The sequence below is a fragment of the Tropheryma whipplei str. Twist genome (assembly GCF_000007485.1).
Classification (GTDB): domain Bacteria; phylum Actinomycetota; class Actinomycetes; order Actinomycetales; family Microbacteriaceae; genus Tropheryma; species Tropheryma whipplei.
This window is the reverse complement of sequence record NC_004572.3, coordinates 29,731-47,066: the sequence shown is the minus strand read 5'-3', so window position 1 is coordinate 47,066 and position 17,336 is coordinate 29,731. Positions and strand designations below refer to the sequence as shown.

Here is a 17,336-nt window from a genome sequence, read left to right as displayed (position 1 = left end):
CTATAATGGTGTAGGGTCCGTGCCTCCCGGGTTCGGTCTAGCTGTGACTGGCTCTGCATTCGTTCCTGGCGGTTTGCTCGGGGTATCCCTTGTTGGAGTTGGTCCGAATCGTTGCACCAGCGATATTCGGTAATAGTGCGCTACACGCAGGGTCTAAGTTCATGAGTCAGACAAAGATTCTAGTTGTTGACGACGAAGCCAATATACGGGATCTCCTGGCGGCGAGCTTGCGGTTCGCGGGGTACGGTGTGGTCACCGCTGGGAATGGCGCCGGTGCAGTCTCGGCGGTCCTGGCTGAGGAGCCAGACCTGATAATCATGGATGTTATGCTCCCAGATATGAGCGGGTTTGCTGCAACGAAACGACTTCGCGAGGCTGGTTTTCGCTGTCCCGTGATATTCCTGAGTGCAAGAGATAGCACAGAAGACAAGATAACTGGCCTCACCGTAGGTGGTGATGATTACGTTACAAAACCATTTAGTCTCGATGAGATACTGGCGCGTGTGGCAGCTATTCTGCGTCGAACAAAGATAGATGATGTAGACGCAACTATCCGTGTTGGTGACCTAGTAATCGATCAAAACTCAAATGAGGTGTTCCTAAAGGGTAACCTAATTGATCTCAGTCCAACTGAGTTCAAACTTCTGCGGTACTTTATGTTGAATCCAAACCGCGTGCTTTCAAAGTCTCAAATACTGGGGCACGTTTGGGACTATGATTTTGATGGTGACTCGAGTATTGTCGAGTCCTATATTTCGTATATAAGACGCAAGTTAGCAGCTTACAGTAGCGAAACGATTATTCATACCAAGCGAGGTTTTGGTTATATCATGAGAACGCGCTGACTCGTGTCAGCAAAGTTTCCCAGTAAGCTGTACAGACTCGTTGCACGCTCTTCGATAAAGAGTAAGGTGGTAACGCTTGTAGCGCTTGTGCTTGCATTTTCGTTCACTGCTGTGGGTATTGGAACCACTCTGGTTATAAAGAACGAGATGATAAAAACAATTGATGAGCAGCTAATTCATATAAGCGGTACATTTCCGCTGTTTGAAAGCAGTTTTGAAGTGTTCAGTCCGGGAAGGGCAAGCTACAAAGCTCATATTTATAAATTCGACGGGACACTGATTTGGCCTATCGGAGAAAACCCTTCTATCGAGTTTGACAGGAAAATTGACATTACACTTTACAACGAAAAGGGTAACACGCCGTTTACTTTGCACTCGATATCGAGACAAAAGAAATATAGAATGCTCTTGCAGCCACTGGAAACGGGCAGTGGGCAAGAAATCCTTGCTTATTACCTGCCGCAGTCTGGTACTGAAAATACCGCCAATTTTTATCAAAGAAGCTATATTTGGTTTAGTCTTGCGGTATTTGCAATCGCTGCGTACATAGTTTATCTAATAACCGCACATACACTATCTCCACTATATGCTCTTGAGAAGACCGCAAGGGCGTTTGCAAGAGGGGATTATTCAAGGCGGATAAGGTCTGAATATGTTTCTGCAGAAATACTCAATCTAAACAAATCTCTGAATTCCATGCTGGACAGTCTCGAAAAAGCCCTTGGTGAGCGAGATAAAACACTTGGCGAGATGAAGCAATTCTTGGCAGATGCAAGTCACGAATTGCGAACGCCACTTGTATCTCTTAGGGGTTATGCCGAGCTCTATAGGATTGGCGCCCTTAAGGGTAAGGAGGATATTGACAACGCGATTGAGCGGATTGAAAAAGAGGCAATACGAATGGGCACAATGGTTGAAGACTTGCTGTCTCTGACGCGCCTTGAAAAGGCTACAGACCTTGTGCCTGTCGATGTGAAATATCTTGTCCAAGAGTCAGTTATTGACATGAATGTCCTGGAAAAAACTCGTAAGATCACAACCGGTATTCCGAAAAGGCAATCCTGTATGATTCTCGGGAACGAAAATATGCTTCGGCGGTTACTTGCAAATCTGATTAACAATGCCCTGCACTATACCCCGCCAGGCTCTCCAATAGAGATTGTGTTACGCACTGATAAAACAGATGTTGTGATTGATGTGCGCGACCATGGTCCGGGCGTGCCAAGACAGCTACACGATAAAGTGTTCAAGCGGTTTTGGCGATCTGACGCATCGCGGGCACGGAACAGCGGTGGTGTGGGGCTTGGGCTTTCTATTGTGGCATCTATTGTAAAAGTCCATAAAGGCACAATAGAGATATTGCGCACACGAGGTGGTGGCGCTACATTTAGAACCAGGATTCCCAAGCTTGTTAATAAACACCGTTCTGGATCCTCTAGTCATAGTCTCACACGGTGATAAGAAAAATCTTGCACCGCACAGCACGATTCGATACAGCACGATTCGATACAGCACGATTCGATACAGCACGATTCGACAGGCTTGGCAGCAAGAGATGGGCAAGACGGGGCGTGTAGCCGTCTTGCCCCAATGTGTGTTTATCTTTACTGGCCCTGTTTTATCTTGCGACGCAAATCTACCGCCAGGAAAAAAGCGGCAGCAATGGCAAATGCGACAGTGCAGGCAATAGAAAAACCTGGCGAGCGTAATAACCATAATTCAGGATAAACAAAATTAACGACAGAGCAGGTCGTAAGCATTGCAAGAGATCCGCCCATTATAAGCCCGGCAAAAAGTGCTTCCCATAAGTTGTAATCAGTAACATGATGCTCAGGTCCAAATATAAACATCAAGAACAGAACAAAGGCTGGGATAAACCACAATTCGCTACCGGCGAGAACAAGAATCACCCCGACGATAGCAAGAAGGGGGATTGACAGCAAACAACACAGGATCAGCACAGGCACTGAGGTATTACGTGTGATGCGCGCCACAGGCTACCTCTTATAACAGCTATGACCCGGTCTGTGGGAGAAGATGTTAACAGTGCAGACTGAATTTACATGGGGTATCTGCGGTTTATCCGGAACAATACCCTGCTTTAGACAACCGGTAATTACATCAATGCTGGTACCAATCGCAGTCCCGATAGGGCCCGCGAAGCGCGCACCTTTTACAACAATTTTTACCAGTCTTCCCAAAAACCCCATATGACTACCGGTGCCGACATCAAAAACCTCTGTAACGGCACCCTTCAGGCATTCGTCAAGATCAAACCCTTCACGAATAGTGGCAGTAATGTAGGTATTGCCGCCCCTGGCAACAACAGAAATATGCCCTGCGCCCCCTCTTGCCTGCGCAGGTTGGACTATGAATAACAGGGTAACGATAGAGAGAACAGTAATAGATACAGTGGTAAGTTTCTTCATAAGATACCTCCGTATAAATTCACCATGTCATGTAACACATTCACGTAAACACAACATATGTTATCTAAACAGATACACCAGTACTGATGTATCTTGAGCACAAGAATCACACAGGCATAGATCACATACAAGAAAGAAACATACCTGTTAGGGGTAACCCGTGGCAGTGTTAAGAGGGCAGTCTCAAATGCAGTTAAATGTACAGTGCCAAATATGCCACAGTCGTAGCGCAGGTATTTTAATCTCTACAAACTGCAGTTTCATTCCGTTCTAGCTTGATAAATTTGGCAAGGATTGCAGCTACTTGGATAAATAGCGGGGGCATAGAACACCTAAAAGATGTGCATGAAATGTGCATGAAAATTAATGTGATATGTCTGGAAAGCCAAAAAACAAAAATGCAATACCTGTCAGGATAGTGAAGGCGCAAAAGAATATTGCAGCCGCCCAGGAAAGTCCAACAATTACCTTAAATTTGCCGGAGACAAAACGATAATCGAATATAAACAATGGACAGATTGCCATAAGCACCACAAAAACAAGAGGGACTGCATGCCAGTCACGGCCAGCAACAAGCACAAAAGCAATGGGGAACAGTATGCATACCGTTGCAACAAAGCCTAACAGCAGGTTCCTGAGCACAAAATTATTCAAGCCTATCTGTTGCGAATCCACATCACTATGTCTTTGCTGCTAGCCGGAATCGGCTTGACAATTCCGCTAGAAAGACACGCCAACGCCGCACTGCCGGCAACGCCAGCAGCACCAAGGAATGTTATTACCACGACAGTAATACAGGCTTCAGCCAGCCCGGCGGCTTAGTACAGCCCACCGCGCAAGTGCACACTGCAAAGCAACAAACAACATGGTAAACATGACGGCATTGAAATAAAACATAAAAGTCTGACTGAATAAAAGCCAGAGTACAGGACTCAGGGTCATGAGAATAAGGTATCCGGCGCCCAAGAGGCCAATCGCGGCAAGAAAAGGGTTACCCAGATCAAGCGAGAACGAACCATTAAAAACAGAACGCACGACTCCAGGACACGTAAACGCAAGAGCGAGTGCAGCACCGAAAGCGTAACCTAAGGAATAACCTGACAGTACGACATAAATAAACAACGGAATCAATAAGAGCATGCAAGCAACAATAAACAGCCTGCTGTTTTTGAGTCTACCGCCCAATGTAGAGGCATTCATCCGAACAGCTTTCCTATGAAGTCACCAACGGCGTTAAATCCAGCATTAAACCCATTGACAACATCATCAACAAGCCCACCGTGCATAACGCAATCAGCAACAGCAGTCCCTGCTGTTACGGCAGCAAAGGTCGCCGGATTAACGGCGCTGACGCCCTTGATTATCAATTTAGCGGCCTGCGCGCCGGCAAAACCGCCACCCACCCCAACTGCACCGCTAACAGCGCCATTGAGGCACTTATCAACATCAAATGTTTTTACGCTTCTGGTGACTCTCTTGAGTTTTGTGCCTTGATTAGCTTCCAGATTACCTTCACTTGCCTGGGCAGGTTGGGCTATGAATAATAGGGTAACGATAGAGAGAACAGTAATAGATACAGTGGTAAGTTTCTTATAAGATACCTCCGTATAAATTCACCATGTCATGTAACACATTCACGTAAACACAACACATATTATCTAAACAGATACATCAACTGATGTATCTTGAGCACAAGAATAACATAGGCATAGATCACATACAAGAAAGAAACATACCTGTTAGGGGCGGATCCAATCACTTATTCGTCTGCATGCATTATTCATCTTTGCATACACCCAGCCTGCGATGCGTCTAATCCTAGTCGACTGGGCCTAGCGGTACAAAATCGCCTCTGTGCAGATAGCCTTGCCAAGGGCATACTTCTGTGAAGTTCTTCCGAAGCGCCTACCGTAAATCAGATAAACCCTGGTCCCTTATATCAAGCTTTAGAGATCACGCTTCTTTCTTCCCTTTATGGCACGTCGCAGCATTGAGATAGGCTTAGGCTTAGCCCCCGACATAATTGCTAGCAGAGCAAACATTCTGATCATGCCGCCAATCGGAAGCGCAAAAAACATCAGCAGGATATAGCCTCCCATCAGTAAAAAGGGGCGAATAAAAGCGAACAGCGCAATTATAAAAACAAACGGATAGACAGCCCACTTGAGGTTGAGCAATTTATCTGGATTGTGTTTCGCCCAGCGCCTGGCAGAAAATACGCCGACCGCGGAAACTGCCCAGTCAATGGCAATTATCGAAAATAGAATAGGCCACATCCACCAGAATGACCACAGCGTAACAAGAATCACCATCTTGACTAGAACAAGGGGCGGTGTTGCAATAAAGCATGCCCTGGGCAATCTCGGCATCTGCCCAATGGATCGCTTTACCTCCAGTGCGCGCTGCTTGAATATTTCGCCAAACATATACATATTGTATGGGTGAGTCTTCTGCATGTACTTACTTGCACATATTAAATATATGGAATGACATATGACACATATACGTATTTCGTTGATCGCGAGATGCTCCTTTTACATGGTTCGCAGAAAAAACGATGGGTTCATATCAAAAATAAACAAGGATCGGAACATCAAGTAGCTACAACCAAGTATTGATCCATACCCACAAATAATGTGCGCCCGCTGGAAGACGCAGCAAGCACAATCAATAAGACAAGGTGGCAAGACAAGGCGGCTGTGCGATGAACGTAGGTATGGGTGCAGAAGTAAATCTATCGCTCGGGCGCGCGCAACGACCTCACTGTAGAAAGAGCGCATCGGAAAGAGCACATCGCCCTAAAAAGGGTATAGCGATTGAGGTGCAAGTGGCACAAATTGTATATAGCTAGATTTGCTCATCACCAGGAAGCAGCAAATCACGCAGAAGAAACAATCCGGCACCAATAAGAAGTGTTATCACCACGAATAACGCCATACCCTGCAAGAGGGTGTCATTAAACCAGGTCAAAACCGCCAACTGCACCACTGGATGCGCCGTATAGACATCCTTCAGGGTCAAAGGTTTTTACAGCGTTACCAGGCGCGTGCATAACATGATTGCCCTTCACATTGTCACTTGCCTGCGCAGGTTGGGCTATGAATAATATAACGATAGAGAGCAGTAAGAGATATAAGTTTCTTCATAAGATACCTCTGTGTAATCTCAGTGGTCCACATAATCCCAGTAGGCAGTACAGCAACTCAACATATGTTATCTAAACAGATAACATCAACTGATGCATCTTAGGCAGAAGCATAACACAGGCATAGATCACATATACAGAAGAAAGAAACCGGATAAGTGTTACGATTGGTCTTCTGCATCCTCGAGCGTTATAGAGGCCGTTGCGTTAGATATCTTGGAAAGGGTTATCATTCCGGTTCCAACATTGACAAGCGCTGGCGTGTCAGATACGCTCAGACGCCTGGCACGTGCCAAAGCCTTCTCGGTTTCATTCGCTATATTCACCTCATTGCGTATTTTGAGCACATCGCGCAAGGCAATTAACAATGCAAGCGTGAAAGATGCAACAACTACGCTGAAAAGCAAAATCGGAGAAACGGGAAACCCAGGCCACCACCATGATCCCGAATGTTCACCAGAAGTACCAGCCCCATCCGGCGCAGAAATGGATCCGGGGGGGTGATGCCCAGCGAGCGCATCGCGGCTGGCGCCCGCATTGGGCCCGTCTGATGTAGGCGGTAAAGCGCCACCCAAAAAACTTGGCAGGGCATCATAATGCCTGAGCAGGGAAAAAATACCGAATGCGTTAGCGGGGGCAATTAGAAAAAAAATAACAGCCATATATCGTTTCTTTATCTGGAGGACCTCACCAAAGCCGGTATACAGAACCACAGCAATGAAGATAATCGCAAGAGGAGCTAAATATCTCGGCTGAAGCAGTTTATCAGCGGTAATCCCCGCAACTTGAGATACATACAATGGCGCGATAATCAATGCCGCAAGAGTCAGCAGAACCGCAAATAGCTTGCGCACCCCTCCAACCCCAAGGGCAAATCCAACGATAATTAGCGCTGCAATGGCGACAAACACATATGCAGGGGGATACAGGGGCACATCAAGCCACCCCAGGAACTGCGGGGTAAATACGCTCGGTAAAAAAGAACTCGGTATAAAAATAATGTTTTTAACGAAGGTTATAAAGCCATAGTCTCTAGCGCCAGTAGCAGGAAGTCCAGTCGCTGCAACATTTAGCGGATACATAAAGAATGTAGCAATGGACATAATGCCAAGAGCAACCGGCAATGCAAACTGAGCCCAGGGGTTTTTAAAATCCCGCACCTGCAAGATTCCGCTGATTACAATTGCCAGAAGGGCATAGATGGCTGCATCAGACCTGGCAAAAGCTGATAGCAAAACTGAAAAAACCGCGATAATGCCGAGGCAAATTTTTCTCCTACCCCGAGTTTCAAAGAAGGAAAGCATTGCGAAAAAGGTCGACGGTACCCCGATAAACGCCCATGATGATGGGTTAGACGAGGGTATGAAAAACATTGCGGCCGGAACAAGGCTTAGTGACCATGTGATCAGCAAAGCCGCCCTGCGCGGCTGCGGCAATGCAAGATAAAGTAGCAAACTCAGAGCGGTGAATATAAAGGCGTTTATAAGCCGCATGCCCCATACGGAAGCGCGCACATCATCAGAGGCCAATAAACCCATAGCTGAGTAATAAAGATTCGTATACTGTGCATTATTGCCAAAGTTAACACGACCGGTATCCTGCATCTTGTGATCAGTATTGCCAAGCCATTTGTTCTGACACTCTGGGCTAACACCATTTAGGAAACAATACAAATTGCCATGGCGGCTACCTTTACCATGCCAGGTGTCCAAAATCGTAGTGGGAACCTTTTTAGCATCCTTTATGCCAGATGATTCACATAAGCCAGGCCTGTCACCGAGGGCACACCATGCACTGGCGAGATGGAAATCATCATCGGGGCTGCTTCCAATCGGGGAAGAGAGGGCCCAGCCTGCCAGAGAAATAAACAGCAACAGCGGAACAAGCACCGCCAGGCGCAATCGTCGCAGTCCCGACGCCCCGGCGGCGCTACTTTTTTCTATTTTGCGCAGCGCCGAACGTGTAAGCGGAATGCTATTCGTATCACTGTCACTCATCCGCACCTGCCGTTATCATCGCAATATAAAAGCCCGCCGACGCTCGAGCACCGCTTCAATAATACTTTTTACCAGCCACAACTCTACCGTTTTCTCGGGTAATGGCACAACTATAATGCTTGTGTTACCAGTCTGCCGACGGTAGTTTTATAAATTCGACATTACGGAATTTACCCTCAGTACAGGCCACCTGTCAGGCCTTGATCTAGCCTCAGCCGTTTAAGGTGATGAATTTTGCGGACATATTTTGTCGTATTCTTGCACCTACAAAGACGGCCCAATTCTTATAATGTATCTCGTACAGGACAGACCATATATGTATTTAGAATTTACGACATAAAAGAAGCTTTATAGGATTGAAGAGTGACAAATAGGGTGCTGGTTGTCGTTCCGGCACATAATGAGGCCTTATCCCTCCCTGGGACCTTGCAAGAGATAAAAGAGAATCTACCGGGATTTAGTGTTTTGGTAATAGACGACGGGTCGACAGATGCAACATCTGATGCAGCGGAGGCGCATTCGATAAAAGTAATCAGGATACCGTTCAATGCTGGAGTAGGCGGGGCAATGCGTCTTGGCTTCAGATTTGCCCTCAGAAAAGGATTTAACGTTGTTGTTCAGGTTGACGCTGACGGACAGCATAACCCAAAGTACGTTAGTGAACTGATAAATAGACTGAACAATAGACATGACAAACCCGATATTGTGATAGGGGCTCGCTTTGCGGGATGCGGAAACTACAAACTAAGAGGGCCAAGACGTTGGGCGATATTTGCTCTCAGCAAACTTATGAGTCGCTTTGCCAAGACTAATCTAACTGATGTTACAAGCGGTTTTCGCGCATCTGGAACAAGAGCAATTAAACTATTTGCCGAGAAATATCCAACCGAATACCTCGGTGATACAGTCGAGTCGGTGGCAATTGCCCTTAAAGAAGGTCTTGTGGTGAGACAGGTTCCTGTTGCGATGCGCGAAAGGAAGGCCGGTACTCCATCGCATGGGCCATGCAGAGCGACCCTGTTGTTGTTGAGAGTAGTTGTGGCAGCGCTTGTGGCACCCCTGAAGTCTGGAAAGTCGAAAGGCTGTCGATGACATCGTACTTTTTTGGCATTTTAGTTTCTATTGCCCTTCTCGTGATTCTAATCGAAATGCTACGAAGAGAAAAACTCCGCGAAAGACATGCGGTGTGGTGGCTTCTTGCCGGGTTTATTGCGGTTTTCTTTGCGGTTTTCCCCGGAATTCTTAGGTGGATAAGCAATTTACTCGGAATAATTACACCAATCAACCTTGTTCTGTTCATGGCCGTAATTCTTCTCTTTTTAGTTTGCTTGCAGCAGAGTTGTGAGCTTGCAAAACTTGACAAGAGAACACGAAGGCTTGCAGAAGATACCCTCCTCTTACAAGACGAACTTGAAGATATCAAAAGCCATTCGTCAAAGGAGTAGACTCTCTCCGGTACCTTTAAACAGAATTCCTTGAATGACCTGTATTTTCTGGAACTGTTGCGCCGGAAGCTGCAAAACTTCCAGATTCTCGCGATAGGTGTGATTCGCTAAGGTTTATCATGCTGCCGACTTGAGAGCAGGTCGCGCAAGATATCGGCTGAAAAATTACTGAACTGTCGATATCTACTGACCCTTTTCAAAACTGGCCAAATTCGCAAAAGTCGACTTTTACCGAGAGTGCTGCGAAATCTCTCGTGCGTAAGTTTTTTTCTTATCAAACCGATCTCGCGCGTATTGAAAAATATGTTCCCTGATTTTTCCTCTGCAAAATTTGTCAATGCCTCTGTTCTTGCAAGGAGTCGCGCATTTCTTACATCAGTATCTTCGAACAGTTTTAGGAATTTTTCCCTTACGCTGAGCCGCCGCGCGCCAATATGATTTTTATCGTGTTGTCTGTATTGAATGAGGCAGTGGTCCAATACCCTTACCCGGTTACCTCCACATATAGCGAGCCATTCATCATGCAGCCATGCATCCGGAAAGGGCAATGTTGAGAGGGCAAACTCCCGACGTGTCATGACTGTCGCGCCGGTTACAACATTGCGTCTGAGCAATATGTTAAACGCCTCCCCGTTATTGATCCTCGTCAAGATTGTTTTTGTTATCCCTAAAGCAGAAAACAAATCCCCAAGCATGTTGCCATCTTGGTCCACAAGTCTGGCATTGCTATGAAGCAGGACAGCTCCAGGGTTGCTCTTTAGAGCAGACTGTTGTATCTCAATGCGATCAGGCTGCCATATGTCATCCTGATCAGAGAAAACAATAAACTCCTGCGATGATCTTTTAATGGCTCTTTCAAAATTTTTTCCTGGACCGAGGCGTGTGCCCTCACTTGGGATGTAGAGCAGGTTGGGGAATTTGCCCCTGAAGCGAAAAATAATTCTCTCGGTATCATCAGTGGACCCGTCATCAGCAATAACTATCTCATCAGGCAGAACAGTTTGAGAAAGTATACTCATCAGCTGCTCGGCGAGAAACGGGCCGCCGTTATACGTGGCCATAACAACGGAAACGCCCATGTTACCAACTTATAAATCTATCATTGTAATGATAGACCGTCTGTCTTTGTAATATTAGTTCCTTGTGGAGACCTATGCCGGAAAACTTGATAAGAGCCAGGTTATTATCAAAACCTTTGAAACCAGTTGGCGAGACGGGCATGTCTTCCTTAAAGGGGATGTGGCAAAGGCGTGCACTTCTGTCTTTACTCATCCAGCGCGAAATCAAGATTCGCTATAAAGGAACTGCATTTGGCGTTTTGTGGAGTATGGCAAGGCCGATTGTTCAGCTTCTGGTCTATTATTTCGCAATTGGCAAAATACTCGGTGCCGAAAGGGGAATCGATCAGTTTGCAATATTTATTTTCGTTGGATTTGCCACCTGGTCTCTGTTCGCAGAGATAGCATCTACTGCTGTTGTTTGCATGACTAATAATGGGGGTTTAATCAAAAAGATTTATTTACCAAGAGAGCTATTTGTTGTAACTGCGCTTGGTAATGCACTGTTTACTTTTTCCATTTACATACTTATACTCATGGTGGCTGCTCCCGTGCTCGGCCAAATGCCGATAGATCCAACAAAATGGCAGGGGTTTGTGGGGATAGGCATTGCTATTGTTTACGCAACCGCTCTTGGGCTTGTTTTGGCACCTCTGAATGTTTATATGAGAGATGCACAACATTTTCTGGATGTTGCACTCTCGATACTGTTCTGGCTAACACCGATTGTGTATTCATTCCAACGAGTTAATGGGGCGGTACACTCAAATATTGCGGAGCAATTGTATCTTCTAAACCCAATGGCAATAGCAGTTATGGGCATGCAAAAAACATTTTGGACTGCTGGAAGCAGCGTGCATTGGCCTGCGGACATTGACGCACGTCTTATTATTGTTTTTCTTGTCGGGCTCTTGTTACTGTTTTTAGCCCACAGGATTTTTGTTAAGATGCAGGCGAACTTGGCGCAAGAGCTGTGAATGTCAGGCAAGAGATAAGTCCCAAGCGGTTTTATTGCAGATAAACTCACAATGAAAAATAAGATGTCAGTGGTAAATAGTAATGCGGTAAAACTGGCGAAGTCGAAGCACTATACCGGTGTGACAAATGACAATGCGATACTGCGAGTCAGTAATGTATCGAAAAAATTTGTAATACAGCATAATAGGTCAATCAAAGAGAGACTGCTTAATTTCAGGGTTTCCCGGGCAAACAGAGAGCCGTTTTGGGCTCTAAAAAATATAACCTTTGAGTTGCCAATTGGTAGCTCCGTTGGTCTTGTGGGGCACAATGGCTCCGGGAAGTCAACTCTTCTGAAGCTAATAGGTGGCATAGTAAGGGCAACAGAAGGTGAAATACTGAGCCGCGGGCGGATAAGCGCCCTCATTGAACTGGGTGCCGGATTTCACCCCGATCTCACCGGAAGAGAGAATATATACCTGAACGGGTCAATCTTGGGGCTAACAAAAGCAGAAATAAGACGGAATTTTGACTCAATTGTTGACTTTTCGGGGATAGAAAAATTCATTGATACACAGGTCAAATTTTATAGCTCAGGTATGTATATGCGACTTGCGTTTTCTGTGTCTGTACATACAGACCCAGACCTTTTGTTGATTGATGAGATTCTTGCTGTCGGCGATGCGCCATTTCAAAAAAAGTGTCTCAATAAGGTTACCCAGTTCAAAAATGAAGGGCGAAGCATTGTTATGGTAAGCCATGTAGCCGAACAGATAGAGACTGTATGCGATAAGGTCATGGTCTTGAAAAATGGAAGATTGATCTACTATGGCACAACAAAAGTCGGGCTGGATTTACTAAGAGAAAACTATCAATGACAATGATCGCTCGATTCGAGCTTATAACCGTAACATACAACTGCTCTGATATCTTGAGAGATTTTTTAGTATCAGTCCAAGATTCGGAACCCAATCGAGTGAGTGTAACTGTTGTTGACAATAACTCACATGATAGAAGTATCTGCAAAGATTATGCCCGACAGTTTGGTGCTAGGTTTATCGCACTAGAGAAAAACTCCGGATACGGCGCAGCGGTCAATGCGGGCGCCAAGAGGCTGCCAAGCAATATAGAGTACATCGGGATTTGTAATCCTGATTTAGCGCTGGAGAAGGGAACTATTAGCACTCTCTTGAGTGTTTTCGAACAGGATAAAGATGCTGTCGCTGCGGGCCCATGCATTCTAAATCAGGACGGTACTCCATATCCATCCGCACGTGATATTCCAGGCATTTCAAACGGGGTTGGTCATGCATTGTTTAAAAATATATGGCCGGACAATCCATGGACCCGCAGCTATACCCAGAGCGCTCTCGGGACAAAAAGACGGACCTGCGGATGGCTCAGTGGGGCGTTCTTCATCATACGCAGAAATGCATTCGAAGATGTGGGCGGATTCGATGAGGGGTTTTTTATGTATTTCGAGGATGTCGACTTGTTTTCACGTCTACAGAAAAGACCTCGCTACGAGCCAAATGCGAAAGTCAAGCATATAGGTAGATATTCAACTCGGCAAAACCCAAAAACAATGCTTTTTTTTCACCACAAATCTGCGGGGCGCTTTCTTGACAAGAAATACTCAAAAAAATGGCAGAAACCCGTTACATTCCTTCTGAAACTTGGACTGAAACTCAGGTACCGTCTACAGGCAAGAAAACTGAAGTAGTGAGTTTTTATGAAAACCCGTGCTTACCGCTCAGGAGGTAGTGCAAATACTTCCCATAACCACTTTTCATAAGCCCATTTGCAAGTTTGGCCAGCTGATCATCATCTATCCATCCAGCCCTCCAGGCTATTTCCTCGACACAACCAACTTTAAATCCCTGTCTTTGCTCTATAACGCGGACATACTCGCTTGCCTGTACAAGAGAATCAAATGTGCCGGTATCGAGCCAAGAGGTTCCACGGGCCAATGGATAAACTCTAAGCTGATCTTTCTCTAAATAAAAGTTATTCACTGAACTTATTTCCAGCTCGCCGCGAGCGCTCAAAGGAATCTGTTTTGCTATATCAACTACCTGGTTGTCATAGAAATAAAGTCCCGGAACTGCAAAATTACTTTTTGGACTTTCTGGCTTTTCTTCAATTGATACCGCTTTACCATCTGCATCAAAGGTAACAACTCCGTAATCCTTTGGATTACTGACGTGATAAGCAAAAATGAGGGCACCCTGAATGCTTCGATGCTGACGAAGCGATGTACCAAGACCGCTTCCGTGGAATATATTGTCACCAAGTACAAGCGCAATACTCTCGCTGGCGATAAAAGACTCGCCAATAAGAAATGCCTGGGCCAATCCACCGGGTGACAACTGTTGTGCGTACGACAACTTGATCCCCCACTGCCCGCCATCACCTAAAAGTCTGCGAAATTGGTCATAATCCTGCGTGGTTGTTATAACCAGGATTTCCCGAATATCGGCCATCATAAGAGTGGAAAGGGGATAATAGATCATCGGCTTATCGTAAACAGGCATCAATTGTTTCGAGATGCATTTTGTTATGGGCCAGAGCCTTGATCCAGTTCCACCAGCTAGGATAATACCCTTCAAGCTATCTCCTTAAAAACATACTTGGCCCGGCCTTGGCTAGAATGGCCCAAGGTATTTATCGAATGTTTCCGTGTGTCTCGGGTGTTGCCCGGCATTCATCCCACCGGCATTCATCCCATTTTGGCAGGAAACCACCCTTTTGCGCTTCAGGTAAAGTCGGGGCAGCAGCATCCCTCTCGGATAACACTATTTCAGGAGTAGTGAAAGGGTATTCTAGATTGAGATTTTTATCGAGCGGATTAATACTCTTCTCTCGCTCCGGATCGTAGGTTGCGCTGCACAAGTAGTTCACAGTGGCAGTCTTGGATAACGCAATAAACGCGTGACCAACCCCTTCTGGGATGTAAACAGCCCTACAACCTACAGAGTCGAGCAGGACCGCGTCCCACACCCCGAAACTCGGTGACCCCAAGCGAAGGTCAAACACAAAATCTAACACTGCGCCATTCGCACACATAACGTACTTTGCCTGAGAGTGCGGCGCAAGAGAGTAATGCAGCCCTCGCAGAACAGCCTTCTTGGAAAAAGAACGATTTACCTGAGCAACCCGGAGCGGATACCCAATCTCTTTCTCCAAAACATCAAAACGGTACACCTCAGAGAATGAACCCCTGGAGTCCACATGAACCTCTGGGGTAACCTCGAGGCAGCCGTTAACTTTAAGATTACGTAATTCCACTCGACAAGTCTATAACAGAAGCGCTGCCGATAAAATCAACTAGTGAGCGGAATAAAATCGGATGAACTGTTTTGCCCGGTGTTTGACGGTGCTTTAGTTAGCAGCTTGGCGCTACTACTTCCATCAGCATCCCATTTGCGGTGGTGCTCAAGATGCATGCAGTGTGCGACTGTTTATCTGTTGGCGAAATAATGGCATAGACTTGAAAATTCCAAATCTAGATAGCGGTTGAGATGGGCTTGTTATGACGCATATTCTTGTTACTGGCGGTGCTGGATTTATTGGCTCTAACTTTGTGCGCAGGGCAATTGAGAACAAATACCCGGAGATTAGAGATTGTACAGTGACAGTGCTTGACGCGCTAACTTACTCGGGCAATATTAACAATTTATCTCCTGTCAGATCGTCGAGTCGCCTTCGATTTATTCATGGTGATATACGTGATGAAGATCTCCTGAGTGAGATCATGCCCAATGTGAACTACGTTGTGCATTTCGCTGCAGAAACACATGTTGATAGGTCAATTAAAAACGCATCAGCTTTTGTGGAAACTAATGTGCTTGGTACAGGGCGGCTTCTGGAAGCTGCTGCCCGAAATAACATAGACCGGTTCATTCATATATCAACTGATGAGGTCTATGGTTCGATTGAAAGTGGAAGCTGGGACGAAAATCAACCGCTTCTGCCAAACTCCCCGTACTCGGCATCAAAGGCGGCAAGTGACCTCTTGGTCAGGAGCTATCACAAAACCTACGACCTGCCGGTTTGCATTACGAGGTGCTCGAATAATTATGGGCCGTACCAGTTTCCAGAAAAAGTCATCCCCCTATTTGTCACGAATTTAATAGAAGATAAAGAGGTACCCCTGTACGGGGATGGTACGAATGTCCGGGATTGGTTGCATGTTGATGACCATTGTCGTGGTATTTACATTGTGTTGACAAAGGGTAGGTCTGGTGAAATCTACAATATCGGCGGGGGGCTTGAGTTGAGCAATGCCGATCTTAGTCAAATTATTCTCGAGGTGATGGAGAAAAGCTGGTCGATGGTAAAGAGGGTTAAAGATCGCCCCGGTCACGACAAGAGGTATAGTGTGTCAATAAACAAGATCTCTACGCTCGGTTATAGGCCCGAGGTTTCATTTGAACAAGGTCTTGCTGAGACAATCAATTGGTATAAGGATAATAGCTCTTGGTGGAAGCCGCTAAAGGCTAGGGCGGCTCTTTGAGTTTAAAGTGCCTTATAACCGGTGGCGGTGGTATGTTGGGGCGGGATATACGGTCTGTGTTCCCAGAGAGCGTTGCCCTAACGCATGACGAGCTTGATATAACGGATGAATATGCTGTTCTTGACGCCGCCAGAAATAAAGACCTTTTAATTAATTGTGCTGCATATACACAGGTTGATGCGGCAGAAAGTAATGCTGCAAAAGCCTATGCGGTAAATGAAGCGGGTGCAAGGGCTGTCGCCAAAGCTGCAGCAAGGCGTTCAATTCGAGTAGTGCATATCTCAACTGATTATGTTTTTTCAGGAACGGCAATACGTCCATACCCAGAAGACCACCCGCATTCTCCCCTTTCGGTCTACGGAAAATCTAAGGCTGCTGGAGAAAAGGCAGTGTTGGAGGAATATTCCAAAGGAAGCTTTATCATCCGTACTGCTTGGCTCTATGGACAATACGGCAATAACTTCGTAAAAAGCATTCTGAAAGCGTGTAGAACACAGGATATCGTCACAGTTGTTAACGACCAATATGGGCAACCAACTTGGAGTCTGGACCTTGCAAAACAGATAAAGCTTCTTGCCGAGAGTGACGCTCCATGTGGCGTGTACCATGGAACAAACAGCGGTAAAACAACCTGGTTTGATTTTGCCGGGAAAGTGGCTGCCTTAGGTGGGTACGACCCGAAACGCATTATTCCCATTAGCTCCGCACAATTTGTGCGCCCAGCACGCAGGCCTGGATACTCTTGTCTGGGCCATGATGCATGGACTGCAGTTGGCCTGGAACCCATGAGACCTTGGGAAGATGCCCTGAATGATGCATGGGCTGCGGGTGTGTTTGCGGAGTGTATAGCTGGGCAGTGAGTAGTGAATAAGTAGTAATACATACAATCACATTCTCTAACAGGTATGTTTCTTTCTTCTGTATATGTGATCTATTCCTGTGTT

General features: G+C 46.0%; 20 protein-coding genes. 9 read left to right on the top strand and 11 right to left on the bottom strand.

Annotated features, from left to right (window positions below; all coding sequences use genetic code 11):
• Positions 1-161: 161 nt before the first annotated feature.
• Entirely contained in the window at positions 162-845 is a 684-nt protein-coding gene (locus TWT_RS00250; RefSeq protein WP_011096024.1) for a response regulator transcription factor, read from the top strand.
• Positions 846-848: 3 nt separating this feature from the next.
• Positions 849-2,303, top strand: coding sequence for a sensor histidine kinase (locus TWT_RS00245; RefSeq protein ID WP_011102310.1), 1,455 nt, complete (start codon positions 849-851; stop codon positions 2,301-2,303).
• Positions 2,304-2,449: 146 nt separating this feature from the next.
• Here TWT_RS00245 and TWT_RS00240 read toward each other — a convergent pair whose 3' ends face one another.
• From TWT_RS00240 to TWT_RS00210, 8 genes are all read right to left on the bottom strand, one after another.
• A complete protein-coding gene (locus TWT_RS00240) occupies positions 2,450-2,788 on the bottom strand; it encodes a hypothetical protein (RefSeq protein WP_230440402.1) in 339 nt (112 codons plus the stop codon).
• A 54-nt stretch (positions 2,789-2,842) separates the two neighbouring features.
• Positions 2,843-3,274, bottom strand: coding sequence for a hypothetical protein (locus tag TWT_RS00235; RefSeq protein ID WP_011096021.1), 432 nt, complete (start codon positions 3,272-3,274; stop codon positions 2,843-2,845).
• 363 nt (positions 3,275-3,637) lie between these two features.
• Positions 3,638-3,949 carry a hypothetical protein gene (locus TWT_RS00230; protein ID WP_011096020.1) on the bottom strand — a complete coding sequence of 104 codons (312 nt, stop codon included), beginning with the start codon at positions 3,947-3,949 and terminating at the stop codon, positions 3,638-3,640.
• A complete protein-coding gene (locus tag TWT_RS05125) occupies positions 3,931-4,059 on the bottom strand; it encodes a hypothetical protein (RefSeq protein WP_268969078.1) in 129 nt (42 codons plus the stop codon). The genes TWT_RS00230 and TWT_RS05125 overlap by 19 nt, the downstream gene beginning before the upstream one ends.
• A gap of 16 nt (positions 4,060-4,075) precedes the next feature.
• Positions 4,076-4,474: a hypothetical protein gene (locus TWT_RS00225; protein ID WP_011096019.1), complete on the bottom strand. Its 399-nt coding sequence runs from the start codon at positions 4,472-4,474 to the stop codon at positions 4,076-4,078.
• Positions 4,471-4,677, bottom strand: a complete 207-nt coding sequence (locus TWT_RS00220; RefSeq protein ID WP_011102309.1) for a hypothetical protein — start codon at positions 4,675-4,677, stop codon at positions 4,471-4,473. The genes TWT_RS00225 and TWT_RS00220 overlap by 4 nt, the downstream gene beginning before the upstream one ends.
• 543 nt (positions 4,678-5,220) lie before the next feature.
• Complete coding sequence (locus tag TWT_RS00215; RefSeq protein ID WP_230453559.1) at positions 5,221-5,700, bottom strand: hypothetical protein; 480 nt, start codon at positions 5,698-5,700, stop codon at positions 5,221-5,223.
• An 880-nt stretch (positions 5,701-6,580) separates the two neighbouring features.
• A complete protein-coding gene (locus TWT_RS00210) occupies positions 6,581-8,416 on the bottom strand; it encodes a DUF2142 domain-containing protein (protein WP_237696847.1) in 1,836 nt (611 codons plus the stop codon).
• A gap of 363 nt (positions 8,417-8,779) precedes the next feature.
• Between TWT_RS00210 and TWT_RS00205 the strand changes: the two genes are divergently transcribed.
• Entirely contained in the window at positions 8,780-9,508 is a 729-nt protein-coding gene (locus tag TWT_RS00205; RefSeq protein WP_011096013.1) for a glycosyltransferase family 2 protein, read from the top strand.
• On the top strand, positions 9,505-9,861 hold the full coding sequence (locus tag TWT_RS00200) for a DUF2304 domain-containing protein (RefSeq protein WP_011096012.1): 357 nt from the start codon (positions 9,505-9,507) through the stop codon (positions 9,859-9,861). The genes TWT_RS00205 and TWT_RS00200 overlap by 4 nt, the downstream gene beginning before the upstream one ends.
• Before the next feature lie 107 nt (positions 9,862-9,968).
• Here the strand turns inward: TWT_RS00200 and TWT_RS00195 are convergent, their stop codons facing one another.
• Positions 9,969-10,940, bottom strand: coding sequence for a glycosyltransferase family 2 protein (locus TWT_RS00195; RefSeq protein ID WP_011096011.1), 972 nt, complete (start codon positions 10,938-10,940; stop codon positions 9,969-9,971).
• A gap of 74 nt (positions 10,941-11,014) precedes the next feature.
• Here TWT_RS00195 and TWT_RS00190 point away from each other — a divergent pair, with 74 nt between their 5' ends.
• Genes TWT_RS00190 through TWT_RS00180 form a run of 3 tightly spaced genes read left to right on the top strand, consistent with a single transcriptional unit; the run spans position 11,015 to position 13,599 of the window.
• Positions 11,015-11,896, top strand: a complete 882-nt coding sequence (locus TWT_RS00190) for an ABC transporter permease (RefSeq protein ID WP_011096010.1) — start codon at positions 11,015-11,017, stop codon at positions 11,894-11,896.
• A gap of 51 nt (positions 11,897-11,947) precedes the next feature.
• On the top strand, positions 11,948-12,754 hold the full coding sequence (locus TWT_RS00185; protein ID WP_011096009.1) for an ABC transporter ATP-binding protein: 807 nt from the start codon (positions 11,948-11,950) through the stop codon (positions 12,752-12,754).
• A gap of 2 nt (positions 12,755-12,756) precedes the next feature.
• Positions 12,757-13,599: a glycosyltransferase family 2 protein gene (locus tag TWT_RS00180; protein WP_230440399.1), complete on the top strand. Its 843-nt coding sequence runs from the start codon at positions 12,757-12,759 to the stop codon at positions 13,597-13,599.
• A gap of 7 nt (positions 13,600-13,606) precedes the next feature.
• On the opposite strand, the gene rfbA is transcribed toward TWT_RS00180, so the two are convergent.
• Complete coding sequence (gene rfbA / locus TWT_RS00175; RefSeq protein ID WP_011096007.1) at positions 13,607-14,485, bottom strand: glucose-1-phosphate thymidylyltransferase RfbA; 879 nt, start codon at positions 14,483-14,485, stop codon at positions 13,607-13,609.
• A gap of 55 nt (positions 14,486-14,540) precedes the next feature.
• A complete protein-coding gene (locus TWT_RS00170) occupies positions 14,541-15,164 on the bottom strand; it encodes a dTDP-4-dehydrorhamnose 3,5-epimerase family protein (protein ID WP_011096006.1) in 624 nt (207 codons plus the stop codon).
• A gap of 244 nt (positions 15,165-15,408) precedes the next feature.
• Here TWT_RS00170 and rfbB point away from each other — a divergent pair, with 244 nt between their 5' ends.
• Together rfbB and rfbD are read left to right on the top strand one after the other, a co-directional pair.
• Entirely contained in the window at positions 15,409-16,392 is a 984-nt protein-coding gene (gene rfbB / locus TWT_RS00165) for a dTDP-glucose 4,6-dehydratase (RefSeq protein ID WP_011096005.1), read from the top strand.
• Complete coding sequence (rfbD, locus tag TWT_RS00160; RefSeq protein ID WP_011096004.1) at positions 16,389-17,252, top strand: dTDP-4-dehydrorhamnose reductase; 864 nt, start codon at positions 16,389-16,391, stop codon at positions 17,250-17,252. Before rfbB ends, rfbD begins: the two co-directional genes overlap by 4 nt.
• The last annotated feature ends 84 nt before the right edge of the window (positions 17,253-17,336 follow it).